The organism is Gramella sp. AN32, from assembly GCF_023718305.1.
Lineage (GTDB): Bacteria > Bacteroidota > Bacteroidia > Flavobacteriales > Flavobacteriaceae > Christiangramia > Christiangramia antarctica.
Window position 1 is genome coordinate 95,999 of record NZ_QEYO01000010.1, and the last position, 23,626, is coordinate 119,624.

Annotated in this window: 22 protein-coding genes; 11 read left to right on the plus strand and 11 right to left on the minus strand. The window is 36.4% G+C overall.

Annotated features, from left to right (window positions below):
- The first annotated feature begins 3 nt into the window (after positions 1-3).
- From DHD80_RS12385 to DHD80_RS12405, 5 genes are all read left to right on the plus strand, one after another.
- Positions 4-453 carry a hydroxymyristoyl-ACP dehydratase gene (locus DHD80_RS12385; protein ID WP_251741529.1) on the plus strand — a complete coding sequence of 150 codons (450 nt, stop codon included), beginning with the start codon at positions 4-6 and terminating at the stop codon, positions 451-453.
- Positions 453-1,745, plus strand: a complete 1,293-nt coding sequence (locus tag DHD80_RS12390) for a beta-ketoacyl-[acyl-carrier-protein] synthase family protein (RefSeq protein WP_251741531.1) — start codon at positions 453-455, stop codon at positions 1,743-1,745. Before DHD80_RS12385 ends, DHD80_RS12390 begins: the two co-directional genes overlap by 1 nt.
- On the plus strand, positions 1,738-1,992 hold the full coding sequence (locus DHD80_RS12395; RefSeq protein ID WP_251741534.1) for a phosphopantetheine-binding protein: 255 nt from the start codon (positions 1,738-1,740) through the stop codon (positions 1,990-1,992). The genes DHD80_RS12390 and DHD80_RS12395 overlap by 8 nt, the downstream gene beginning before the upstream one ends.
- Complete coding sequence (locus DHD80_RS12400) at positions 1,989-2,528, plus strand: 4'-phosphopantetheinyl transferase superfamily protein (protein WP_251741536.1); 540 nt, start codon at positions 1,989-1,991, stop codon at positions 2,526-2,528. Before DHD80_RS12395 ends, DHD80_RS12400 begins: the two co-directional genes overlap by 4 nt.
- An 83-nt stretch (positions 2,529-2,611) precedes the next feature.
- Complete coding sequence (locus DHD80_RS12405) at positions 2,612-3,328, plus strand: hypothetical protein (protein WP_251741538.1); 717 nt, start codon at positions 2,612-2,614, stop codon at positions 3,326-3,328.
- 112 nt (positions 3,329-3,440) lie between these two features.
- Here the strand turns inward: DHD80_RS12405 and DHD80_RS12410 are convergent, their stop codons facing one another.
- The gene (locus tag DHD80_RS12410) at positions 3,441-4,016 is read right to left on the minus strand and encodes a hypothetical protein (protein WP_251741540.1); all 576 of its coding nucleotides are present in this window, start codon (positions 4,014-4,016) and stop codon (positions 3,441-3,443) included.
- Positions 4,017-4,139: 123 nt separating this feature from the next.
- Here DHD80_RS12410 and DHD80_RS12415 point away from each other — a divergent pair, with 123 nt between their 5' ends.
- The gene (locus DHD80_RS12415; protein WP_251741542.1) at positions 4,140-6,125 is read left to right on the plus strand and encodes an aconitate hydratase; all 1,986 of its coding nucleotides are present in this window, start codon (positions 4,140-4,142) and stop codon (positions 6,123-6,125) included.
- A gap of 72 nt (positions 6,126-6,197) precedes the next feature.
- On the opposite strand, the gene DHD80_RS12420 is transcribed toward DHD80_RS12415, so the two are convergent.
- Positions 6,198-6,497, minus strand: coding sequence for an HPF/RaiA family ribosome-associated protein (locus DHD80_RS12420; RefSeq protein ID WP_251741545.1), 300 nt, complete (start codon positions 6,495-6,497; stop codon positions 6,198-6,200).
- Positions 6,498-6,686: 189 nt separating this feature from the next.
- Between DHD80_RS12420 and DHD80_RS12425 the strand changes: the two genes are divergently transcribed.
- The 4 genes from DHD80_RS12425 to DHD80_RS12440 all read left to right on the plus strand — a co-directional run bounded on the left by DHD80_RS12425 (position 6,687) and on the right by DHD80_RS12440 (position 8,908).
- Positions 6,687-7,127: a nucleoside deaminase gene (locus DHD80_RS12425; RefSeq protein WP_251741548.1), complete on the plus strand. Its 441-nt coding sequence runs from the start codon at positions 6,687-6,689 to the stop codon at positions 7,125-7,127.
- A 22-nt stretch (positions 7,128-7,149) separates the two neighbouring features.
- Positions 7,150-8,040: a formate/nitrite transporter family protein gene (locus DHD80_RS12430; protein ID WP_251741550.1), complete on the plus strand. Its 891-nt coding sequence runs from the start codon at positions 7,150-7,152 to the stop codon at positions 8,038-8,040.
- Positions 8,041-8,199: 159 nt separating this feature from the next.
- The gene (locus DHD80_RS12435; RefSeq protein ID WP_251741552.1) at positions 8,200-8,406 is read left to right on the plus strand and encodes a hypothetical protein; all 207 of its coding nucleotides are present in this window, start codon (positions 8,200-8,202) and stop codon (positions 8,404-8,406) included.
- Positions 8,393-8,908, plus strand: coding sequence for a DUF4251 domain-containing protein (locus tag DHD80_RS12440; RefSeq protein ID WP_251741555.1), 516 nt, complete (start codon positions 8,393-8,395; stop codon positions 8,906-8,908). The genes DHD80_RS12435 and DHD80_RS12440 overlap by 14 nt, the downstream gene beginning before the upstream one ends.
- Positions 8,909-9,051: 143 nt before the next feature.
- On the opposite strand, the gene DHD80_RS12445 is transcribed toward DHD80_RS12440, so the two are convergent.
- The 7 genes from DHD80_RS12445 to DHD80_RS12475 all read right to left on the minus strand — a co-directional run bounded on the left by DHD80_RS12445 (position 9,052) and on the right by DHD80_RS12475 (position 14,949).
- Positions 9,052-9,633, minus strand: a complete 582-nt coding sequence (locus tag DHD80_RS12445) for a hypothetical protein (protein WP_251741557.1) — start codon at positions 9,631-9,633, stop codon at positions 9,052-9,054.
- Between the two features lie 253 nt (positions 9,634-9,886).
- Entirely contained in the window at positions 9,887-10,027 is a 141-nt protein-coding gene (locus DHD80_RS12450; RefSeq protein WP_251741559.1) for a hypothetical protein, read from the minus strand.
- Between the two features lie 13 nt (positions 10,028-10,040).
- Positions 10,041-10,451: a DUF6527 family protein gene (locus DHD80_RS12455; protein WP_251741561.1), complete on the minus strand. Its 411-nt coding sequence runs from the start codon at positions 10,449-10,451 to the stop codon at positions 10,041-10,043.
- Positions 10,438-11,613, minus strand: a complete 1,176-nt coding sequence (locus DHD80_RS12460; RefSeq protein ID WP_251741563.1) for a ThiF family adenylyltransferase — start codon at positions 11,611-11,613, stop codon at positions 10,438-10,440. The genes DHD80_RS12455 and DHD80_RS12460 overlap by 14 nt, the downstream gene beginning before the upstream one ends.
- A gap of 6 nt (positions 11,614-11,619) precedes the next feature.
- A complete protein-coding gene (locus DHD80_RS12465; RefSeq protein ID WP_251741566.1) occupies positions 11,620-11,889 on the minus strand; it encodes a multiubiquitin domain-containing protein in 270 nt (89 codons plus the stop codon).
- 85 nt (positions 11,890-11,974) lie between these two features.
- Complete coding sequence (locus tag DHD80_RS12470; protein WP_251741569.1) at positions 11,975-12,982, minus strand: WYL domain-containing protein; 1,008 nt, start codon at positions 12,980-12,982, stop codon at positions 11,975-11,977.
- The gene (locus DHD80_RS12475) at positions 12,982-14,949 is read right to left on the minus strand and encodes a DUF2779 domain-containing protein (protein WP_251741571.1); all 1,968 of its coding nucleotides are present in this window, start codon (positions 14,947-14,949) and stop codon (positions 12,982-12,984) included. The genes DHD80_RS12470 and DHD80_RS12475 overlap by 1 nt, the downstream gene beginning before the upstream one ends.
- A 544-nt stretch (positions 14,950-15,493) precedes the next feature.
- Between DHD80_RS12475 and DHD80_RS12480 the strand changes: the two genes are divergently transcribed.
- Entirely contained in the window at positions 15,494-18,106 is a 2,613-nt protein-coding gene (locus DHD80_RS12480; RefSeq protein ID WP_251741573.1) for a TonB-dependent receptor, read from the plus strand.
- A 781-nt stretch (positions 18,107-18,887) separates the two neighbouring features.
- On the opposite strand, the gene DHD80_RS12485 is transcribed toward DHD80_RS12480, so the two are convergent.
- The gene (locus DHD80_RS12485; RefSeq protein WP_251741575.1) at positions 18,888-21,032 is read right to left on the minus strand and encodes an ATP-binding protein; all 2,145 of its coding nucleotides are present in this window, start codon (positions 21,030-21,032) and stop codon (positions 18,888-18,890) included.
- 265 nt (positions 21,033-21,297) lie between these two features.
- Positions 21,298-23,037, minus strand: coding sequence for an ATP-binding protein (locus DHD80_RS12490; protein WP_251741577.1), 1,740 nt, complete (start codon positions 23,035-23,037; stop codon positions 21,298-21,300).
- Between the last annotated feature and the right edge of the window lie 589 nt (positions 23,038-23,626).

Sequence of the window (23,626 nt, forward strand, 5' to 3'; positions counted from 1 at the left end):
GTTATGTGTCAAAAATTAAAACCTACAGATGTTATATCAAAACTTCCATATGCTAAACCTTTTCTGTTTGTTGATGAACTGACTTTTCTTTCTGAAAATAAAGCCGAGGGCAATTTTCATTTTTTACCGGAACTTGATTTTTATAAAGGTCATTTTAAAGATAACCCGGTGACCCCCGGAGTGATTTTAACCGAATGCATGGCACAAATAGGCCTGGTCTCTTTGGGGATTTATTTGCTTTCCGATTCTGAAAATATCAAAAATCTGAAAATTGGATTAACTTCTACTGAAATTGAATTTCTAAAACCGGTGTATCCTGATGAAAAGGTGCAGGTTCTTTCTGAAAAGATCTATTTCCGGTTCAATAAATTGAAATGTAAGGTTCAAATGCTGGATTCAGAAAATGATGTTGTGTGCAGGGGCAGCATTGCCGGAATGATTTTAAACAACTAATGGAAAATTCACAAAGGGTTGTGGTTACAGGAATGGGCGTGGTCGCTCCCAATGGCGTTGGGCTTACTGAATTTGAAGCTTCCATTAAGTCGGGCAAAAGTGGGATTCGATTTTTTAAGGAATTAGAAGACCTTAATTTTAGCTGCCAGATAGGAGGGAAGCCCAATATCCCGGAAGCTTTATTAAAGGAATATTTTTCCCCGCTCCAATTGCGCGGACTCAATTCCAGCGGAATTATTTACGGGGTCATGGCAGGAATGGATGCCTGGAAAGATGCAGGCTTAACAATTGATCCCGATTCAAAATCTCCTGATTGGGATAATGGTATTATTTTCGGGACGGGAATTTTAGGAGTAGATAAATTCAGGGAAGCCATTCATTTGATCGATGCCGGGAAAACCCGAAGGCTGGGGAGTACCAGTGTACTCCAGACCATGGCCAGCGGCATAAGCGCTTATCTCGGGGGGATATTAGGCTGTGGCAACCAGGTAACTACCAATTCTTCTGCTTGTACTACCGGAACAGAGGCCATATTAATGGGTTATGAAAGGATAAAATCTGGGAAAGCAACACGAATGTTGGTTGGAAGTTGCAGTGATCATGGACCTTATGTTTGGGGTGGTTTTGATGCGATGCGAATCCTGCCGGGTACCTATAACCAAAATCCGGAAGAAGCTTCCAGGCCTATGAGTGAGTCGGCTGCAGGCTTTGTGCCGGGAAGCGGAGCGGGTGCACTTTTACTGGAAGATTACGATGCTGCCATAAAAAGAGGTGCCACAATCTATGCAGAAATTTTGGGCGGAGAGGTAAATAGCGGCGGGCAAAGGGCAGAAGGCAGTATGACCGCGGCAAATAATGAAGCTGTAATAAGGTGTATTCAAAACGCGCTGAAAAATTCAGGAATAAAAGCAGAAGATATAGATGCTGTTAATGGCCATCTTACCGCAACCACCCGGGATGCGGTAGAGATTGAAAACTGGAAAAAAGCTTTGAGTAGGAATCATGATAATTTCCCTTATATCAACTCTTTAAAAGGTATGACGGGACATTGTTTAAGTGCTGCCGGTTCTATTGAAAGTGTGGCCGCAATTCTTCAGCTTCAGGGAAATTACATTTTCGGCAATGTAAACTGCAACAATATTCATCCTGAAATTCTTGAAAAAATTGATCATTCCAGCATTCCGCAGAAAACAATCCAAAAAAAGATTAAACATCTTATAAAAGCCAGTTTTGGTTTCGGAGATGTGAACGCAGTTGTTATCTTTAAAAATATAAATGATCAAAATGACTGACCAGGATATTATCTCCAGACTTAAACATATCGTAAAACCTTATGTGCAGCGTGAAATAGGTATGCAGGATTTCAATAAACAAACAGATTTTTTAAAAGATCTTGAGATCAATTCCGCCAATTTAGTGGATGTGGTTTTAGATGTTGAAGACGAGTTCGGTATTGAAGTAGATAACGATTCCATGCAAGGGATGCTTAGGGTGGGTGATGCGGTTAATATCATCAACAATAAAAAATCTATCCAATGATAGGAAACGACCTGGTTTCTTTAGAAAGGCTGGATCAAAAAAAAGCCGGGAATCCCCGGTTTCTACAAAAGATATTCACCCCCAGGGAACAGGAAATCATTCAGATTTCTGAAAATCCCGATTTACAATTATGGCAATTTTGGTCTGCCAAAGAATCGGCCTATAAAGCCCATCAACGAAAGTTTCAGCTGGCTCGAAAATTTAATCCTCTAGATTTTGCAGTTGACCCAAATAATTTTACGGTGAAAATAGGGGATTCAGTATATCCGGTCATTGTTCAGAAAATTAAAAGTTTTATCTATTCTAAAACTGTATTTACATCTATCCAAAAATTTCAAACATTTTTTTCTGAAGGAAATAAAATTCCTTCCGAAGATATCATTGAATTGATTGGTTTAACTGCTGATTTTCAAATTGTAAAAAATCATTTAGGAATCCCTTCCTTACATCAAAAATCAAGTTCCCGGGAATATCCTATTTCAATAAGCCATGAAGGGAAGTTTAGCTCGTTTTTAATTCCGTTAATTAACTATTAAAAGCCGTTAAACATTTTAAAAGGGGGATGTTGTCCCGAAACCCATTTTGTATCTTCAAAGAACAAAACAAAAATTAGAAATTTATGAAGACAGTAGATAAAATGGAGATCCTGCACAGCCAAAGTGCTGAATTTATTCAAAAGAGCGAATCAGGTAAATTTTTAAAATTGATCCCGGATACTTTTATAATAAAGGGGGATGAAGTAGATGGGGTTCAAAATCAGGCCTACGCCTTAAGACATCTTAACCGTAGGGATATGATTCTAATTGATGTTGTGGAAAAATCCACCAAAAATGCCGTAAAAAAACTGATAGAGGAGGGCTACAATATAAAAGGTATTTTAATTACCTGCGATACCATTTTGAAAACTGCCTATGCCGATCTTAAAACAATTTCTGAAGATGCCGGAGGTGCGCCTATTTATGCACACCCACGAAATAACTTTAAAGATACGTTTAGAACTAAAGATATAACCGCAAAAGATCAAATCCTTACGAGTTTTGGAATTAATATTTTTGACCTCCCCGGGAGCGATGGAGCTTCGGTAGTTGTGTATAGCGATTTTAATGATGGGATGTTATTTCCAGGGGAAGATGCCGTCGGATCTAATTATGATACGGAAACTTCTACTTTTTCCAGACCGGAAAAAAAGAACTCCAACAACGACTATGGACTGGCAGAAAGCTGGGCTGCATTTGATACTGAATTTACCTATTTGTTTCCCCGAAAAGGAAAACCAGGTTTTAATCTGGAAGAAGGGAACCAGATCGATATTATAAATACACTGGGAAAAAGTTAATTTTCCACAAGTAATTAATTTTCGAAAGGACTGTTTTAAAGATTTTGACTGGCCACGATTGTTTTGAATTCAGCAAATCCGCCAGGGAACCAACTTCTTGCGAACAGTCTTTTTATTTGTCCTCCTCTTCGAGATCTTCCTTGGCCTCTTCCTTAGCTTCTTTGGTTTCCTCAACATCTTCCGTCGAAAGCAGCGGATGTTCATCTACTTCCAGGCCAACGATTAGAATTACGTTTACTACCGTACCATAAAGCATCATGACCACCGCAATAAAACCTCCGCCTAAAATGGAAGCCATGCCCAGGCTCAAATAATAAATCGCCTCATACCAGCCCGTACTAACTTCTTCAGACTCGCTTATAGGGAGGTTAAGCATTAAAAAAGTGATGACCGTCACTACCAGCAATATGATATTCGATTTTGCGATCATCAGTAAATTTTTATAATGCTGGTTGGTGAGTTTATTATTGGATGACCTACTAATCCCCAGAAGCGTAAGCATAAGCGCCAGAATTGTCGTACATCCTAAAATAACCGTATTGCAAAGCATGTTTATTCCAGACAGGGAATTTTGAAGTAATTCCAGGGCTTTATATCCGGAAACCTGACCCAGAATAAAAGTTCCTGTTCCCATTACTACAGTTGAAACTATACCCCCAACTGTTGCGCGTTTTACAATTGCATTCATAAATTTCGGTAAATATTACTAGATGAACAAAGGCTTTAAAGGCTCTGTTAATTTTAAGGTTGTGTTAATCGTACTAAAATTTCGGGCAAAAGATAGTAATTTAATAATTCAAATTTCACAAGAATGACTAAACTCAACGTTACACAAAAATTAATAAAAGAACACCTCTTAGAAGGCGAAATGCTGGCCGGAAAGGAAATAGGTATAAAAATAGACCAGGCCTTACTTCAGGATGCTACCGGCACCCTGGTACAATTGGAGCTTGAAGCAATGGGTTTAAAAAAAGCTCAAACCGAAGTCGCCGTGCAATACGTAGATCATAACCTTCTACAAACCGATTTTAAAAATGCAGATGATCATTTATTTCTCCTCTCTGCAGCTCAAAGATTTGGCCTCTGGTATAGCAGGCCAGGAAACGGCGTAAGCCATCCCGTGCATATGCAACGTTTTGGGAAACCGGGCAAAACCATGATAGGATCTGATAGTCATACCCCGGCGGCAGGTTCGCTGGGAATGCTGGCGATTGGAACCGGCGGTCTGGATGTGGCCGCAGCAATTGCGGGACAACCTTATTTTGTAAAAATGCCTGCGGTCATGGGGGTAAAACTAACCGGAAAATTACCAGACTGGGTAAGTGCCAAAGATGTGATCCTTGAAATGTTGAGGAGATATGATGTAAAAGGAGGCGTGGGGAAAGTTATAGAATATTATGGTGACGGGCTGCAACAGATGAGTGCCATGGATCGTCATGTGATCGCAAATATGGGCGCTGAACTGGGCGCAACTACTACTGTTTTCCCTAGCGATGAGGAAACTAAAAGATTTTTAAAATCTCAGGAGAGGGAAGGGGATTGGAGTGAATTAAAAGCCGATGAAGGCTGCTCCTATGATTTTGAGGATGAAATAATCCTTGATGATTTGATCCCGCTTATTGCGCTGCCTACCAGTCCCGGAAATGTAGTTCCGGTTCGCGAAGTAGAAGGGAAGCCGATAAGTCAGGTGGTCATTGGATCTTCTGCCAATCCCGGGCTGCGGGATTTTTGGATGGCCGGCGCGATTGTAAAAGATAAATCTGTGAACAATGATGTTTCCCTGGATATTAACCCTACTTCCAGGCAATTGATCCAGAATATGATCGATAATAAGGCTTTTGCCAATTTAATAAAGGCAGGGGCAAGGTTTCACCAATCAGGTTGTATGGGCTGTATCGGAATGGGGCAGGCACCTGCCAGTAATACCATCAGTTTAAGGACAATGCCCAGAAATTTTCCGGATAGGTCCGGGACCGAAGATGATCAGGTTTATTTATGTAGCCCGGAGACGGCAGCTGCTTCAGCCCTTACCGGAAAAATTACCGATCCGCGTGATTTGGAAAAACTCTACGGAATGAGTTACCCACAATTTGAAAAACCTGAGATTGAGATCATTAATACTGATATGCTGGTGGCGCCGCTGGAAGATGGAACGGGCGTGGAATTGAAAAAAGGACCCAATATTCAGTCTTTACCACATATTGATCCCATCCTTAATGATTATGAAATCCCGGTATTATTGAAAATGGGGGATAATGTTTCTACTGATGAAATTTTAAAAGCGGGCGCTGAAGTATTGCCTTTCCGAAGTAATTTGCCGGAGATTAGTAAATATTCCTTTACCGTAATCGATGATACTTTTTATGATCGGGCAATGAAGGCCAAAAATGATTTTGGGGGGCATATCGTTGTGGCCAAAGACAATTATGCTCAGGGATCGAGTAGGGAACATGCGGCATTGGCCCCTAAATATCTGGGACAGGTAGCGGTTATTGCAAATTCTTACGCACGTATCGCCTGGCAAAACCTGGCGAATTTCGGGATCCTTCCGCTGGAATTTATCGATATAAAGGATTATGAAAAAATAGAACAGGGGGATAAAGTAAAATTTAGCAATCTTACCCGGGATGTGATTAGCAGGAATGATATTAAAGTGATCGTTGAAAAGCAAAACGGGAAGAGGGAAGAATTCCTGACCAAACATACTTTGAGTGACCGGCAAATAGATATTTTAGTTAAAGGAGGGATTATCAATGACTTTAAAGAAAAACTGGATCAGAAAAATTTAAAAGCTTAACCAACTTGAATTTAAAACAAAAGAAAACCCTCTCGATAGAAGAGGGTTTTTTTCTTAGGGAAAACGAATTAATTAATGTGTTTTCATTTTCGCTTTGCGTTTATCCAGCTGCCTGTCTAAATCCCTTGTAGTTTCTGCTATAGAAGCTTCAAATGAATTCTCATTAGATTCGGCAAAAATTTCCGGACCCGGAGCGCTTAAACGCACTTCGGAAATATAACCGTTGGGCTTTTGATTTTCATCTATTTTAAAATACACATTCGCCCTAACGATCCAATCGTATTTGTTTTCTAATTTGTCAAGTTTTTTCTGGGCAAATGCTTCTAGTGATTCATTTTTAGAAATATTCACGTATTCAAATATGGCTTCCATATAGTTAAATTTAAATTCAGCCCAATTAACCTATTTGCAACTGTTTTACCAAAGATCTTGGTTAAAATTGGGAATTATTTAGCACATTTTTTAGACTTGTCTTTAATCTGAATAATCAAGTTTTAAATTACTGTGAAAGCCTTTAGCAAGCTCACTTTATATTGTATTTTTAATAAAATACTTATACAAATGGACTTACCACAAAAGATGATGAGAGAAGCAATAAAACTTGCCAGAAAGGGGAGGGATATTGATGGGGGCGGACCCTTTGGTGCGGTGATTACCAAGGGTGACCAAATTATTGCAAAAGCCTACAATCAGGTTGGGAAAGGAAACGATTGCACGCAACATGCTGAACTACGGGCAATTCAAGCTGCCTGTCATAAATTGGGAACTGATGGATTGAAAGGTTGTGTGTTGTATACAAGTTGTGAACCCTGTATGATGTGTCTTGGAGCAGCATATTGGGCAGATTTCGATTATATTTATTTCGGCGCATCTGCTGAAGATGCCAAAGAAAATGGATTTCTATATTCAGATATGTATTATAATTCCGGAAATGAAGCAAGGCACTCGGAATTTAAAATGATCCAGATGTACCGGGGATTGGCCCTGGAAGTGTGGAAGTAAAAAAATTCCGAAGAACCAACCTATGGATGATAAAAAAAATCAGGAAAAAGAAAAGCAAAAAAAAGAAAAGCAGGACCGGATCGATCACGAACTGGATAAAAAGGGCGATGAATCTACCGAAAAAGATGAAACCACAGATAAAAGTCATGGTGATATTCTTAAGGAACAGATCATGCAGGGTTGTGAAACCTACGATAGAAGCGGAAGCAGCATTTTCCTAAGTTCAATTACCGCGGGGCTGGAGATTGGATTTAGTTTTTTAATGATCCTTGCTTTATTCAGTTTTCTGGAAGCGAAGCTTGCTGAAGATGTAATTTTTAAACTTATTTCTTTGGTTTACCCGCTGGGTTTTATTTTGGTCATCCTGGGTCAATCTATACTTTTTACGGAACAGACGGCTTTATTAACCCTTCCCGTACTTAATAAAAAAAGATCGATTTATAGTTTATTCAAGATTTGGGGAATTGTGATCTTCGGGAATCTTATTGGCGGAATGTTGATTGCATTCACCCTAATATGGCTTGGGCCAAGATTGGATATTTTTGACGAACATGCCATCGCAGCTATTGGGGAGCATGTGGTTGATTTTCCGTTAATGACGGTATTGGTAAGTGGTATTCTGGCTGGTTGGCTTATGGGCCTTTTATCCTGGCTGCTAACTTCGGCCAAGGATACGGTGAGCCAGATCATCATGATATTTTTAATTACCGGGATGATGGCTTTTACCGGTTTACACCACAGTATTATTGGAAATATTGAAATTTTCGCCGGGATGCTGGTTTCTTCAAAAATAAGTTTTACCGATTATGTGTATGTGGAATCTATGGCCATTCTGGGAAATGCCATAGGCGGCGCAGTTTTCGTAGCCCTTTTAAAGTATCGTGCCTTTGTTTTTAATGTAAAAATGCCTTAACCATAATAGCCTCAAACAAATGTTTCATACTGTATGAAGAGACCTGAATTTGGCAAAATTTACACCTATTGAGATCAGGATTATCTGTTAAAGGAAAACTAATCGCTGTCGTTGCTCAAAGATGAATCCCTAAATTAGAGGTTCACAAAAACTAATATTATGGCTGAAGAGAAGAAAGACGACCACACAAACTGGCAGGAAAATGCAGCCAGGCCATCCAATTTCAATAGAAAGGATAATGATTTGGAGAAAGATGGTGACGGAAATTTAAAGATCAAAAAGGATCGGGGAATTTCTGATGAAGAAGATGAAATGATCCAGGATACGCTGGATTCTTTAGAAGTAGGCGAAGATGAAGAAGAATAAATTAAAATATTTTCCTTTTCTGCTTATTGCTGTCTGCGCAATATTTATTCTTTCCTGCGGAACGGGAAAGGATAAATATTCTGAAGCAGAATATGCGAAATTGCGGGAGCTTATTGAAAATGAGAGTTTCGAAATATCCCATCTTTGGGCTTTGCCTTTGCGGGGCGGACAGGTAAACCTTATTGGAAATCCCAATTATATTAGGATTTACCATGATAGTGTAGAGGTAGACCTTCCATATTTTGGGGTGCGACAAATGGGTGGTGGCTACAACAGCACGGCTGGTTTTGAATATAAAGGCACACGGAAAAACTTCGAAATGAAGGAGAACCAACGAAACGGTGGACTCGTTTTAAAATTTGAGACCATCCAGGATAGTGAAACCGTAGACTATATTGTAACTTTATTTCCTGAGGGTAAGGCAAATACTCAAATTATAAGTGCACATCGCGATAATATTTCTTTCCAGGGAACTTTTGATCAATATAATAGAAAAGACTAGGATCTTCAGGATTTTAGCAAATAAAGATAGTACTGGAAATAATGTTTTTTGGACATCTTAATTACAGAAATAAAGAAGGAGAGGGTTAGTTTGGAAAGTATTTAGCATCTTGAATTATTTTCGCTTCTATTTCTAAACATAAGTTATTCGAAGCTTTTATTATAACCTCTAATCCTAATAGTATTCACTTTTTTTAAGTTTTCAGGGCTTCGCAAAAGAAACTGTATCATAAAAATTGTTTTTGAATAATTTAAGCGGTCCAGCGGTGTTACTTTAATTTGCATAATATTTTTCTCATCCAATAGAAATTTATTTGCATCCTCATTGATGATATTTCCATCTAAGCTGAAGATCACAATATCTTCATTTTTAATATCGGTAAATTTTAATTGTATTTCTTTTAAACTGATAAAAGCAGGTGTATAGGTGCTTATAGTATTCAGAATTGCTTTTGCGGCATATTTTCGGTTCTGGAAAGTAAAACTTTTTATTTCAACATTGATAGAATCGATATTTTCAGAGTTTATGCTAATAAGTGCTTCCTGGTTTACATACCTGCCATTAACAACTCCAAGGAATTGATTTTGCGAATTTTCAGAATAAATTATTTTGGGGATCGTATCATTTGCTTTGTAAAGTGGATTCACTAGTTGAATGGTGTCATTTTGGCCCTGAGCGATTCCAGAAGTAATGAGAACCAAAAAAAATATTGAGAGAATTTTCATTTTCTAAAATTAAGGGTGCAAAGTTTCCAGTTTGAAATCCAATTAGCTGAAAGTTAATTCATAATTAGGTTTATTTTCAATATAAGTCAGGAATTTCTTTAATTTTAAATATTACTTAAATTCAATAGTAAGGGGAGTAATTGACCATTTGACTAATCATCAAAATATTCTATTTTACATAATATAAATTATGGTTCAAATATAACATAAAGAGTAGATCGGTGAATACCACTGTATTTGATATAATTGCAGATTAATCACCCTTTTTGTGTTTATGCTTTTTTAAAGGTGGATAATCTTTCTTTTTGTCAGGAGAAACTCTTCTTCTTTTGTCTAATGAGCCATCATCTTTTCTTGGTTTTGGCCCAGATTTAATTGCTTCAATTGTAATCATAAATTTCTGTTTATTAATTTGATAATAGTTTTGAAAACCAATCTAAAATTCTTCTTAGAACTGATTTCTTAGCCTGCTTTATTTCTAAATTGTTGTAATAGGCTTCTCTTTTTTTCGCTTCTACTTCTCGACCAGCAATGATTTCATTTTCGTTCCAATCATATGACCATTTAATATTTCCATCAGTAATCCAGTAGTGTGACCTACAGGGTAATTGCCAATTACCAATTGAAGGATATAAAGTGGGAATATTATTTACTTCCTTGAAAGACCATTCAGATGGGTCTAATGGAGTCATTATTTTATTTTTACAACCACATGGACATAAATGACCAGCAATACCAAATTCTTCAGAAACATATAGTATTTCTTGCTCTAGGTCTTTTGGTAAATACTTAACTTTTAGTAGTTTAATTTTTTCCATTCTCCCCTACTAGATTTACTCCATCTACATTAAACAGCATGTGGAAGTAAGAATTGTCATCTAAATAAAAACCTCTTATTTGTTTATACTTAATAACCGCTAAACACGCATTTAAAGCGTTAAGCTCTGAAATTTGAATATTACTTTTATAAACATCATCTGGAATATCACTCAATGGAGCTAGCCTTTTATCTATAATACTTTGCGCAGATTCAACAGGAAAATATGTACACCGAAGTATGCCACTTATTAACCCAGTATCTTTGTCTAATCCCATGCCCACATCTATAAATGGAATTTTCAGTTTTACCAGTAAATCAAATATTTCGCTTCGAGAATCTCCACTATCTACACACACAAAAGCAAAAGTAACTCCAGTCAAATCTTCATCTGAATCACAAGTAATATAATTTGGGTAAATATTTACATTGTCACGGAAATTTTGATAACGGTTTTTATAAACCTCTGTTTTTCTTTTACCTAACTCATCTTCATTTAATTTTCCTGGCGAACGGAATGCATTATGAACATGATACCAATCTCCATCGAACCCTTTAATTTCTTTAACTGGTGTTTTAACTAAAAAATCTAAAATGTAAGAACCTGTTCCGCCAAGTCCAATAATCGCAATTGTATCCTTTTCAAGTTTAGCACTTAACTCTCCTATTTCTGCCCTACTTGTTAGAGTATCTCTAAACTTAAATACAGATTTAGTATTTTCATCAACTACTTTAAAAGTATAAGGGTTAGCATCAAATTTATCCATTGCTGGACCTGAAATAATAGTAACATAATTTTCAATTTTATCGAACCAATCGTTAAATCTACCACTTGGTGGTTTATTAGAAAAAGACCTTTGAACAACTAAATCTTTAGATGCCAAATGAACTGATGTTGCACCACCACCAAGGTTACTAATTGGCTTTCCGTTTAATTCATGAGGATGACTACCACAAAAGAATATTTGGTGGTCTCTCATGCTTATTTTATTTTGGTTAATAAAATTTACTATTGAAACTATTGCACCAATTTGAAGATTTCCATTATTGTCTAGATAAGGGATATCTCTAACAACAAGATGATTGTTATCTATTGATAATGCATATCCCTTTTTTAATAATCTTTCAATATCCTCATTATTTTCTGCTAAACTTACTATCATTTCTATTTAAGATTGTCCAGTATGTTTCACTTTATAAGTCATTCCTTCTTTTACTCTAACTTTTCCACCTGGAGATAAAATTCCAGTTGGTTTATTTCCTTGTCCTCTTTCATAAGTAACTGAATAAGTTCTTTCTGGATGTTGCGGAAAATCCGGAAATGCAAGTGTAACCACTTCATCATAAGTGAGATTATTCTTTTCTTCTTCATGAGGAGTTCCATTAACAATAATGGTTACCTTTTTTGTTTTTTCGTCTTTTGTTAAATTTGAGACCATAAGTTTATTTTTTTTGCTATTAAACAATATTTTATGGTACAAATAAATGAAGACATGGCGCAACCCATATGCGCCATTAATTTTTTTAAGATAATTTGTAATTTTCTTTAGCTTTATCAAAATTAATTCGAAATATATCTTTAATTTCATTAGGTGAAATCACCCTTGCATGACTGCAATAACTATAGATTTTTGAAAAGAATTCATATGATGGCTTAACTGTAACTTTTAAAATTAGTTCCTTTTTTGTGTCCTTCAGAATTACTTGAGTTGGATGAATTGGTAGTGTTTTGAGATAGTGACCTTGTTCGGCATCAAACGAAATAGTTACTTCAACAGGGGCATCTTCAGAAACAGTGATACCAAATGAATATTTAAAATACTCCGCACTGTTAAATTTTATTTCCTCAAAAAAGTCTTCGGTTGATGAAACATTTTTAATTCTATCTAATGCGAATGTTATATAGCTATTGTGCTTAATATTAAAAGCTATTAAATACCACATCAATTTATCTTCTTTCAATAATATCGGTTTAATTCTATGTATTTTAGATTCTTTACCAAATCTTTCATATTCCACTTCAATAATATTCCTTGACGAAATTGCCTTTAACAAATCAACTATAAATTCTATTCCTGAAATTGGAGGGTGTGTTTCAGGTTCAATTAAATTTTTTAATTTAAATAGCTTTTTTCGTTCTTTAGAAATATTTGAGCTCTCTATAACTTTCTTCATGGCTTGTGATATATCTCTGAAAACAGGATAGCCTTGATATTGATTAATTGTTTTTGCATAAAATAGTAGCGCATCTATTTCTCCATCTTTTAACTCTAAAGCAGTAAAAATCTCCTTTGGTATTCCTGTACTATACCACTTTTTTTCTTTTTCATCGTTTTTAATGCCTAAATTTCTTCCAAAAATTGCGTCGTCATCTCTTAAGTCCTCAAGGTCTTTTTGAATGGTTCGATAACCAGCATCTATTCCACTGTTTAAGCAGGCCTGATGAATATGTTTAGAGGTAAAACTTCCTTCTCTACTCAATATTTTTAAGATAACCCTATATCTTTTTAACGCTTTTTGATTATCCGCCATTATGCAATAATTTCTTGAAAATGTTCATAAAGCATCACCATCGCCAATGTGTCCAACTCACAATATTTTAATAATGCAGAAGTTATTTGTTCTACTTCAGATGGAATCATATCTGTATACTGCAACTTACCATATGCTGTTAGTGCTGCTCCACCATCATTTATATCTTCAATGTCAGATATCGAGTGCTCAATTTCTTCTTCTGTCCAATCGTCAAATACGGGAGGAAGATGTTTGTAAGGATTAATAACTTTATCTTCTTCTTGGACTAACCACACAAAGTCGGTAGGGAAGTTAGTAGAGGTTAATGAGATTTTATGAATTGGATTTGAATATTTGTCTTTTAAAAAACTACTATTATTGAGAGCTGCAGGTAACAAATCCTTTAATGAATTTGAACCATTTGTCAGAGGGTTAAAATAAAAGTTTTTTGCTATAATCCAAAGGTCAACCATATCTCTATCTCCCTGCCATTTTCGTGCGCTATTTCCCGTTGAATGTGAGATGCTCTCAATAAAATGAATTAAGGAATCTTTATCCTTTTCATCAGATTCCAATAATTGTACATGAATTGCATTTAAAATAGTGTTTTCGTGATTATGGAATCGAAAAATTGTTCCATTGTCGCTTTCAAGTGCTTTTTTTAATTCTCGTATAAAATCAAAGTTTGGAAAGTAAGCAGCTTTATTGCTAATATATTGGTTTGAATGCTCAATTTTACCATCTTCATAATAAGTATGATGAGAAAACTGAAAGGCAATTTGCTCATACGGTCTTCTAGCTTTAGAAAATGGCAAAGCTGCTGTGCATGTTTCGAAATCAATAAAATGTAAAGGAAATACCCATTTATTCATTTCTTCCTTTAATCCATCTTTATCAACGTAAATAGAATTATCATCATTTATTGCTTTTCCTATTTGAATCCAAGCTCTTTCACTATCTGATAGTTTTCCAACCCCTTCTTTGTACCCAATGTCTTCCTGATTCAAACTTTCAGCAAAAATCGAATTGTTACTAAACAGTTTAACTGATTTTGACCAGTGTATTCCACTAATATCAAACAAACTAGTTTTCTCAAAATCTTTATTATTCCATTTATTTTGTTTTTCAAAACATTCATTAAAGCCAGATTTCAGTCCTTGTTCTATATCCTCATCTGAAGTTCTAAATTCACACTTATTACATGCCAAGTATGAGGTCGGCGCATTCATATATTTGTCATTAATATAAGTTTCTTTAAAATTTTTTATTGAATCTGTTAAAACCAAACTTTTACCATAAGTATGTTGACCGGTTTCTATTCCTGAAATGATATCAGTAATTTCAATCCTACCTAAAACAGGATTACCTAAATCATCCTTGGATTTAGCTAACACCCTTACACCAGTTCTGTTATCAGTTAATTTTGTAATTCTAAAGAGTTGATTTAGACCATCTATTGAGGCCTTTTTAGATTTATCCGCCATCATAATAAATGATTTTATTTCAAATTCAGGATAGCATAGTTGTATTACATGCTTTTGAAAAGCTATATCGAATAAATATGGTTGCCAAGAACTTACTAAACCTCCTGTTTTTCCAACAAGGGTATTTTCGTTGACTGGATCATATGATTTGGATTTGACCTCAATTAATTCAATTATATTTCCTTTTTTAACAAGTATATCTGTTCTAATAAACAGTCCGTCAACTAAAAAAGCAGCTTCGTATATAATGACATTTTCTTTTTTCAATAATTCTTTGGTTTGATTCCAATGCTTTTCATAATCCCAATCTTCACCTTTTAAAAGATGTCCATCGGGATAATATAATCTTGCGAGTTCTTCAACTTGGAAACCGCCTTTTGCAAGTGCTTCTAAAAATGGATTTGCATTTTTCTGATTGGCATAAACTTTTTTACCCGTGTAAAATAATTTGTTTGGACATTCAAGACCAAGCTTGAATCTTGATTTAGATAATACTCTCATAATTTTGATTATAGATTTTAGCCATAGTTTATAAACCACAGTTTATTTTATTAGCTAAATAATTATTGGGAGAATAATTGTTTTACCAAATATAATAATATTGTAAGAATTTATTTTATGGAAAACCATAAAAGTAAGATTATTAGTGATTTATACACATTCCCACTCCCCTCCTATCCTTTGACTCCGCTCAGGATCGCTTCGGAAAAAGAGAGTCTCAACATTTTTAAAAAAACATTTGAGAAAAAAATCAAAATTCTTTGATATCGCCTTGCCCAGGCTGGCCCGTTCGCAAAAAAAATCTCTAAGACCCTTAGCATAACGCTCTACCCTACCTGAGCGAAGAGAGCCTTCGACTCATACTTCGCTCCGGGCAGGCAGCACGCAGAACACTATATTTCAAATATATTTATATTGTAAAAAAGGCGGATTACATTTTTTTAACACCTGTTTTAGTTAAGCTATTATGCCTTAACCCCTTAATACTCCTTACCTGCTTTGGGTTCAACCAAAATGCATACCTTGCGATGCCCAAATTTTTATAATGAATACCTATTGTAAGACCATTACACTCCTGCTTTTTTGTTTTTTATTCTGTTCCCAGCATACATTTGCCCAGGAAATTATCCAAGGTAGGGTTGTCGATGAGCATCAAATAGCGCTGCCATACGTTTACATTACTGTAAAGGGAACGAATACAGGAACAACCACAGATTTTAAGGGAAATTTCAGTTTAAAATTACCCAATTCTGATGCTGTAACCTTAAATGTAAGTAGTTTAGGTTACAAATCTCAGCAGGTAGTGATAAGGGCTCCTGGTGAATCGGTTATAATCACCTTACAAACCGATGTGAGTCAGCTGGATGATGTGCTCATTACCGCCAACCGAAAGAGCCAACCTTCTCAAAAGGTGGCGCAGAGTGTAAGTGTGATCACCGCCAAGGAAATAAGGAGATCTGGGGCTAAAGAATTTAGGGACTATGCTTCAGGTATTCCTAACCTATCTTTTGGGACTCAGGGTGGCGATGGTGGCGGCCGGCTTTCAAACGAAATTAGCATTCGGGGAATTTCAGGTTTTAATACTACGGCCATGTATTTAAATGGTGCCCCACTGCCGGAAAACATCAATCCGAATCTTATTGATATCTCCAGAATAGAAGTACTTAAAGGGCCACAGGGAACTTTGTACGGCTCGGCAACGATGGGTGGCGCCATAAAATTGGTATCCAATCAACCAGATCCATCTAAAGTTTCCGGTTTTATGGAAGGTGAGCTGGCCCATGTTAAAGAAGGTGACCGGGATTACAATCTTCAGGGCTTATTAAATATTCCTCTTACGGATAAGCTGGCCTTTAGAGGCTCTGGCTATTATAACTTTCAGAGTGGTGTGTATGACCGGGTGGTTAACCAGGATATAGAATGGTTAAACAAGGACGCGATCTTAAGGGAAGATTTTTATGGCGATCCCGAAGATTATTTTGGCAATCCCTTTGCCATTGAAACCAATGCCTGCGAAGGCTGCACTCGTGAGGATAAAGAAAATGTAGATGACAAAGTTCATTATGGCTTGAATGCAAATCTAGGTTTTTACCCGACGGATCATTTATCTTTTATTGCGACGCTGATCCATCAGAATTTAAAAGGGGAAGGATATGATTTTGCCGAGACCGATGTAGACTCATTTATACAAAACAGCAATACCGGCCTGGAGGAAAGTTTTAAAGATAAATGGACCAATTACAGCCTACAGGCAGCCTTCGAAACTTCCCTGGGAAATTTTGATGCGAGTATCAACTTTCTGGACAGGGACAATTTTGAAACGGAAGATGCTTCAGATATCAATACCTATTATTGGATCGCCTATGAAAATGATCCCGGCGTGGAGCCCCTGGAGTCTATCTGGGCTGCTACCACCCACAGGAATATTGAAACCGAATTATTTCAGCAGGAAATTCGCTTTAATTCAGATCTTGAAGGAGCATTTAATTTTTTAGCGGGGATATTTTATAGTTCAAATAAAGAATATTGGGATTATAAGGACAATAGTAAAGGCCTGGCAACTTACCTCCTCTCAGATAACGTCTATTATGAAGGGGCTTATTGGGGCGAAACGGAAGCAGATTATGCCTTTATCCTGAACAACAACAATTTGCCCTGGTATACCTATGAGGGGGACTTTAAGAATACTGAATTCGCCCTGTTTGGTCAATTTTATTATGAGCTTGTACAGAAATTAAAATTTACCCTGGGACTGCGTTACTTTCATGCCACCTCCCAAATGGACATCGATGAAAATGGTGCCGACTTTGGCTTTGTAAACCAGCCTTATCAAAGGGATTTTTCAGAAGACGGGATCAATCCAAAATTCAATTTAACCTATACTATCGATAAGGATAAACTCCTGTATGCCACGATGGCCAGAGGTTTTAGAAAAGGCGATGTTAATGAGTTACTTCCTTTATTCGTCCTGGAAGAACTGGAGGAACTCGATGGTGAATTTGTAAGGGAATATGAATCGGACTATCTCTGGAATTACGAATTAGGCCTTAAAAGCACCTGGCTTGACGGTAAAGTTATTGCGAATATAGCACTGTTTTATAACGACTGGGATAATCTTCAGCAATATAGGTTACTTCCATCGGGATGGGGCTATACCGCTAATGTAGGATCGGCACATACGGCTGGCCTGGAAATAGATTTTAGAAGTAAATTATCTAAAAACTTTGAATTTGGTTTTGGGTTAGGCCTGCTTGATGCCGTTATAGATGAGGGTAGTTTAACGCTTACCGCCTCTGAAGGAGATAAAATCCTTAATTCCCCTAAGGTCACTGCAAATTTGCATACCACCTATAATAAAGTGCTAAATAACCATAATAACCTGTATGCTACAGCAAATATACAGTACGTGGGTGAGCGTTTTGGCACTTATGATTTGGAACTGGAGCCAGAGTTGGTATTTCCGGACTATGCCTTGTTAAATGCAAGAGTGGGTTATATATTTTCAAATGTGGATGTTTCACTCTTCGGAAGAAACCTCACCAATAAACAGGCGAACTTTGGAAACATACAATCCTTTGGGGCTATTTTACCGGGCAGGCAGCGTTATGCTACGAATAGGCCTATTTCCGTGGGAATAAACATGAAATATTCGTTCTAGATCCACGATGTTGGTTTTTAGAATTGCCATCATGCTGTCCCGAAAGCTATCGGGATGTTTCAGCATCTCATTAGATATGCTAAAAAAAGTCAATTTCCTATGCCAGATTGAACTTTTTATCACTCCTACCATTGACATATTTTTATTTGGTTATGTATCAGAGACCCTGAAACCAGTTCAGGGTGACGATGCTGGTTTTTAGAATTGCCGTCATGCTTTCCCGATATTCTTATGGATTACCCAAGAATACATTAGATATGCTAAAAAACGTCAATTTCCTGAAATCGAAGATTCAACGGAGTCAAATAAATTACCATTGACATATTTTAACTTATTTGCGTTATAGACCCTGAAACCAGTTCAGGGTGACGATGTTGGTTTTTAGAATTGCCGTCATGCTGTCCCGATAGCTATCGGGATGTTTCAGCATCTCATTAGCTATGCTAAAAAAAGTCAATTTCCTACGCCAGATAAATTTTTTATCACAGGTCACAGGGTGACGAGATAAATATTATGACAAATAAAAAATTTCTTGAAACCGACTATCCCTGCCTGCGGCTGGCAGGCCCGAGGCAAGCCGTAGGGGTACCAGCCTGCCGGCTGGCAGGTTTCGCCAGTTTCATTTTGGCCTCTGGGCCAAAAACCGAAATTTTGTATTTCCCCTCACCCAGAACTGCGAAAAGCAGTTCTGACCTCTCCCAAAGGAGAGGTGAAGAGGAAACCCCGAGGCTGAACCGTCGGGGAATTTTATACATTAAATAAATAACAGTTTTCAGAAATCTTAGTCATATTGTTTTATGTGGGGAGGGGAATTTTTATAAAGCGCCTGTTGGATTTTAGTTAAAAGAATATCCTTTTTTAAGGGCTTGGCAATATGACCTACAAAACCAGCTTCTTTTGTTCTAATCCGGTCTTCCTGGGCAGCAAAAGCAGTATGCGCAAGCATGGGTAAATCTGGGGCAAAAGATATAATTTCCCGACGCGCTTCAAAACCATCTTTAAAAGGCATTTTTATATCCATGATAACAAGATCTATCTCGCTATTGGTTTTGCAAATTTCTACCGCCTCAATTCCATTTACAGCCCGTATGCTTTTAAAACCCATATCTGTAAGTAGTTTTTTTATAAGCATAAAATTTATGTTATCATCTTCTGCAACCAGGATTAATTTTTGAGAGGGGTCTACAAAGTCCAGGCTTGGACTGCTATTATATGTATCGGGAGTGTCATAAGCTTCCTGCGCATTTAAGTCCTGGGTGAAAGGTATGGAAAAACTAAAAGTGGTACCCACCCCTAATTGAGATTCTATTTTTATGCTCCCGCCCATTATTTCTACGTAAGCTCTGGATATGGCCAGGCCTAATCCCAAACCTCCCGACTCTGACGTGTAATTGTTTTCAACTTGTCTAAAACGTTCAAAAATAACATCCTGCTCTGCCAGACTTATTCCCCGCCCCGTATCTTTTACAGAAAAATAGATTTTAGTGGCCTGCTCATTAATTCCGTAAGTGACAGATACACAGCCTTCCTCTGTAAATTTTAAAGCATTGCTTATAAGGTTGGTCAGGATTTGCCTGATCTTCACATCATCTGCGATAATGTTCTTATCAATAGGGTTGCGGGGGAGGATTAAGTTAAGACGAACAGGCTTGGTTTTTGGAATTGTTACCTGGAGGCTTTGTATAATCTCTGCCATTGTTGTATCAATTCTAAATGACACCTTATTTGGGGTAATTTGGTTTACATCAATTTTAGACATCTCAATAAGATCGTCTATTATAGAGATAAGGTTTGAACCACTTTGCTTCATTATTCTTAGATACTCCTTTTTCTCTTTCTTAGAAATCTTGTCCTGTTCTAAGAGTTCAGAAAAGCCCAGGATAGCATTCATGGGTGTACGAATCTCATGGGATAAATTGGCCAGGAAAGATGACTTGAGCTTATCACTTTCTTCAGCTTTAATTTTGGCTTCTTCAAGATCTACTTCACGCTTTTCCGCTTTTTTAAAGAGCACAGCAATTTCTTTGAAATCAATTGAAGAATTTTCAAGTTTTTGAAGTGCTTCCTGATTGTGGTTTTTTAAGATATCGCGTATGAGCTTTAAAGGTATTTTTACCCATCGAGTCGCTATAAAAAGATAGATTGCCACATTTAATAGGAACACAAAGAGTAATCCGTAAAGTAGCGTGAAAGCATTTCCATAATCCACATAACTCGGCCTCACAAAAATCACTTCATCGATCACTTCGTTATTAAAATTTTTATATTGCACGAGCTCGGAGAAAAACGCATCGTCTGTATTATCCGGGATATCAGACTTTAAACTAGCGCTACTAATAGAAGAAATATTATCATAATAATGTGAATCCAGAACACGCATTAACACCAAAAATCCGGAAGGATTTGTTTTACTTTTCATAAAATCGCTAGTTGGGTGCACTGTTGCTGCGTATATCTCAATGACATTATTTCCTAATTTTTCATAAAAAACAAAGCCCCTTTTATTATATAGCTTCTGAAACAGTTGTGCTGGCAGGGGTATTAAATTGATATCAAACCCCTCTGAAGAAATAGAATTTAATAAGGTTCCATCCAGAGAATAAGCTCCTATAAAATCTATATCATAGGGATTGATAGTCGATCCTATATTTTCATAAAAATCGGATTGATTTGGACTATTGAAATACGCTACAAAAACATCCCAATAGGTAAGATCTGTAATTGTATTGACTAAGGGTTCAGACTTAAGGGTGAGTAAGGAACTTATCTCATTATTAAAACCCTTTTGACCGGCTGAAAAATTTTCCTTTTTAGAACTATAAAGGAAATAGAAAAGGCCGGCAAAGAGTAGTAAAATAATAAGCCCGGCTGTAACTATTAAAGAGGCTATCTTTTGAAAGGTCGTAAATGTTTTAAAATTTATCATTTTTCGGTGCAATCGTATATCGACTTTGACGCCATAAAAGTGGAAGGCTTGCAATTATAAGATAATTCTTCTAAAAAATAGGTTTTTCAACCTAATAAACTCACAATTAATCGATTAAATATGAATTTTGTCTTTTGAGGTGGAGATCATATTTGAAGAATTTTTTTAATAAAGTTTTAAAAACTGGTTAGATGAAACTCACTTGATTAAATAGGTCAAAAGTTTTTCTGAAAGAGGACTTATAAAAAATTTCCGGATTCCACACTCAGGCTACATGATATGTATCAAAATATTTCTGAATCAAGCTAAGTAATTCACTTTTATTGATTGGTTTCGAAATATAATCGTCACATCCATCTTCGATAATTTTTTCTCTGTCATCAGTAAGTACTGATGCAGTTTGCGCGATGATAACCACATCTTTATTAAACTCGCGTATTTTTCGCGTTGCTTCAAAACCGTTCAGTTCAGGCATTTGAATATCCATCAGGATCAAATCTATATCTGGATTATTTTTGCAAATTTCAACAGCCTCTAAACCTGTCTTTGCCTGAAATATCACCGTACTATATTTTTTAACCATGGCAGTGATGAGCATAGATGATATTTTGTCATCTTCGGCAATCAATAATTTCAATCTGTAATCCTTAGGTTTAAGAATTTTCTCAGTTTTATCTGCCAGGAATATAGTTTTAGTAGGTTTCTTCGCTTTTGCCTTTTGATATGGTATGGTGAAATAAAATGTTGAACCTACTCCATCTTCACTTTCTACCCAAATTTTCCCACCAAGCAGTTCCACATAAGCTTTTGAAATAGAGAGACCGAGGCCTGCTCCTTCAAGTGCCATTTTATCTGAAATATCTGCCTGTATAAAACGTTCAAATATGGCTATCTGTCTTTCTTCGGGGATCCCAATTCCCTTATCTTTTACGTAAAACTCTAAATCGACTGAGTCCTCTGTCGATTTTAAATTATAACCCACCTCAATGACTCCTACTTCAGAATATTTAATTGCATTATTAACCAGATTGGTAAGGATCCCATAGATTTTTTCAGGGTCAGATTTAATTAAAGCCTCTTCTCCATACAATGTTTTCTTAATTAAAAACTGAATTCCTTTTTTCTCGATTTGCGGTTTAAAGAAGGCATGAATAAAATCAATCTGTGTATTAACATTCGATTCCTGTAAATCAGTTTCCATTAATCCGGATTCAATCTTGGAAATACTAATAATATTGTTGATAAGATTGAGCATTCGGCCTCCACTTTTTTTGATGACTTCTAAATATTCCTGTTGTATTTCTGCAGTAAGCTCAGTTTCTTTCAACAATTCGGCAAAACCCAAAATTCCATTCATGGGAGTCCTAATTTCATGGCTCATATTGGCTAAAAAGGCTGTTTTTAATAAATCACTTTTTTCAGCCTTTTCTTTTGCCAGTATTAATTCCGCGGCTCGTTTTTCTTTTTCTTCATTTTGAAAAATAAGCTGTTTGTTCGCATCGATTAGTTTGGCTGCAATTCTTGACTTTTCTTCGTTCTGAAAGACAAGTTCTTTATTGGCAATGATCAATTCAGAGGCGCGCTTTTCTTTCTCTTCATTTTGAAAAACCAGCTCTATATTTGCGATCACTAACTCGGCTGCACGTTTTGCTTTTTCTGAATTCTGAAAGACAAGTTCTTTATTGGCAATAATCAATTCGGCTGCACGCTTTGATTTCTCGTTATTCTGAAAGACAAGTTCAATGTTTGCAATAACCAACTCGGCCGCACGTTTTGCCTTTTCTTCATTAAGGAATTTAAGTTCCAAATTAGCAATGATTAATTCCGCCGCACGCTTGGCGTTTTCCTCATTTTGTAAAGAAACCCCTTGAATAGCAATCATCAATTCCTGCTCAAGCTGTATACGTTTCTTGTCATCGATGTCTATGATGGAGCTTAAAAATTCCTGTTGTAACTCTTTTAACTCATCTCGAATTTCCTTCCTGGATTTACCATGATCACTCATTGTTCTAATAATTTTGAGATGCCACTCGTAAATTGCACAATACTTGAATCTACCCGGACTCTTGTTAGCATTTTTTATTATGTTTTTTCGATTGTGTTAATTGCTCTGATTTAATTAATCAAGTCAAAATTCATTGAAATATTTATTAATGACGAAGTAGCCAACTTGCCAAAAACATCTTTTCTCATCAACTATTTGAGGATTATCATTGTACAGTATGCCATAAATGTCATATTATTTTTACACATCTTTTGATGATATATCTTTTTGCATTTAATTTATATCTCTTCTATTTAGCGTTCGATATAAATGTATTAGGACAGGAAATGATAATAAAAATTATTGAAACACATTCTTATATATTTCAAGCAAATAGGGTTGCTTGAGGAAGATTTGATTTTTATATTAATAGATTATGCTTGTCCGCTAAAAACACCAAATAGGCAAATCATGACTGAAATTGTTACGTCGAGCATTTCGACTTCGCTCAATACAGGCTCAAGTCGAGACTTTTTTGTTTGACCTTTCGATTACGCTCAAGGTGACAAAACTTATATTAGGTGTCTAAACGGATAAACATATAGATTTT

Coding starts and splice junctions, on each gene's coding strand:
- DHD80_RS12385 (WP_251741529.1), top strand. CDS start 4: ATGTGTCAAAAATTAAAACCTACAGATGTTATATCAAAACTTCCATAT.
- DHD80_RS12470 (WP_251741569.1), bottom strand. CDS start 12,982: ATGGCGGATAATCAAAAAGCGTTAAAAAGATATAGGGTTATCTTAAAA.
- DHD80_RS12485 (WP_251741575.1), bottom strand. CDS start 21,032: ATGATAAATTTTAAAACATTTACGACCTTTCAAAAGATAGCCTCTTTA.
- DHD80_RS12425 (WP_251741548.1), top strand. CDS start 6,687: ATGGACTTACCACAAAAGATGATGAGAGAAGCAATAAAACTTGCCAGA.
- DHD80_RS12480 (WP_251741573.1), top strand. CDS start 15,494: ATGAATACCTATTGTAAGACCATTACACTCCTGCTTTTTTGTTTTTTA.
- DHD80_RS12445 (WP_251741557.1), bottom strand. CDS start 9,633: ATGAAAATTCTCTCAATATTTTTTTTGGTTCTCATTACTTCTGGAATC.
- DHD80_RS12465 (WP_251741566.1), bottom strand. CDS start 11,889: ATGGTCTCAAATTTAACAAAAGACGAAAAAACAAAAAAGGTAACCATT.
- DHD80_RS12405 (WP_251741538.1), top strand. CDS start 2,612: ATGAAGACAGTAGATAAAATGGAGATCCTGCACAGCCAAAGTGCTGAA.
- DHD80_RS12430 (WP_251741550.1), top strand. CDS start 7,150: ATGGATGATAAAAAAAATCAGGAAAAAGAAAAGCAAAAAAAAGAAAAG.
- DHD80_RS12450 (WP_251741559.1), bottom strand. CDS start 10,027: ATGATTACAATTGAAGCAATTAAATCTGGGCCAAAACCAAGAAAAGAT.
- DHD80_RS12420 (WP_251741545.1), bottom strand. CDS start 6,497: ATGGAAGCCATATTTGAATACGTGAATATTTCTAAAAATGAATCACTA.
- DHD80_RS12395 (WP_251741534.1), top strand. CDS start 1,738: ATGACTGACCAGGATATTATCTCCAGACTTAAACATATCGTAAAACCT.
- DHD80_RS12435 (WP_251741552.1), top strand. CDS start 8,200: ATGGCTGAAGAGAAGAAAGACGACCACACAAACTGGCAGGAAAATGCA.
- DHD80_RS12390 (WP_251741531.1), top strand. CDS start 453: ATGGAAAATTCACAAAGGGTTGTGGTTACAGGAATGGGCGTGGTCGCT.
- DHD80_RS12455 (WP_251741561.1), bottom strand. CDS start 10,451: ATGGAAAAAATTAAACTACTAAAAGTTAAGTATTTACCAAAAGACCTA.
- DHD80_RS12415 (WP_251741542.1), top strand. CDS start 4,140: ATGACTAAACTCAACGTTACACAAAAATTAATAAAAGAACACCTCTTA.
- DHD80_RS12475 (WP_251741571.1), bottom strand. CDS start 14,949: ATGAGAGTATTATCTAAATCAAGATTCAAGCTTGGTCTTGAATGTCCA.
- DHD80_RS12410 (WP_251741540.1), bottom strand. CDS start 4,016: ATGAATGCAATTGTAAAACGCGCAACAGTTGGGGGTATAGTTTCAACT.
- DHD80_RS12490 (WP_251741577.1), bottom strand. CDS start 23,037: ATGAGTGATCATGGTAAATCCAGGAAGGAAATTCGAGATGAGTTAAAA.
- DHD80_RS12400 (WP_251741536.1), top strand. CDS start 1,989: ATGATAGGAAACGACCTGGTTTCTTTAGAAAGGCTGGATCAAAAAAAA.
- DHD80_RS12460 (WP_251741563.1), bottom strand. CDS start 11,613: ATGATAGTAAGTTTAGCAGAAAATAATGAGGATATTGAAAGATTATTA.
- DHD80_RS12440 (WP_251741555.1), top strand. CDS start 8,393: ATGAAGAAGAATAAATTAAAATATTTTCCTTTTCTGCTTATTGCTGTC.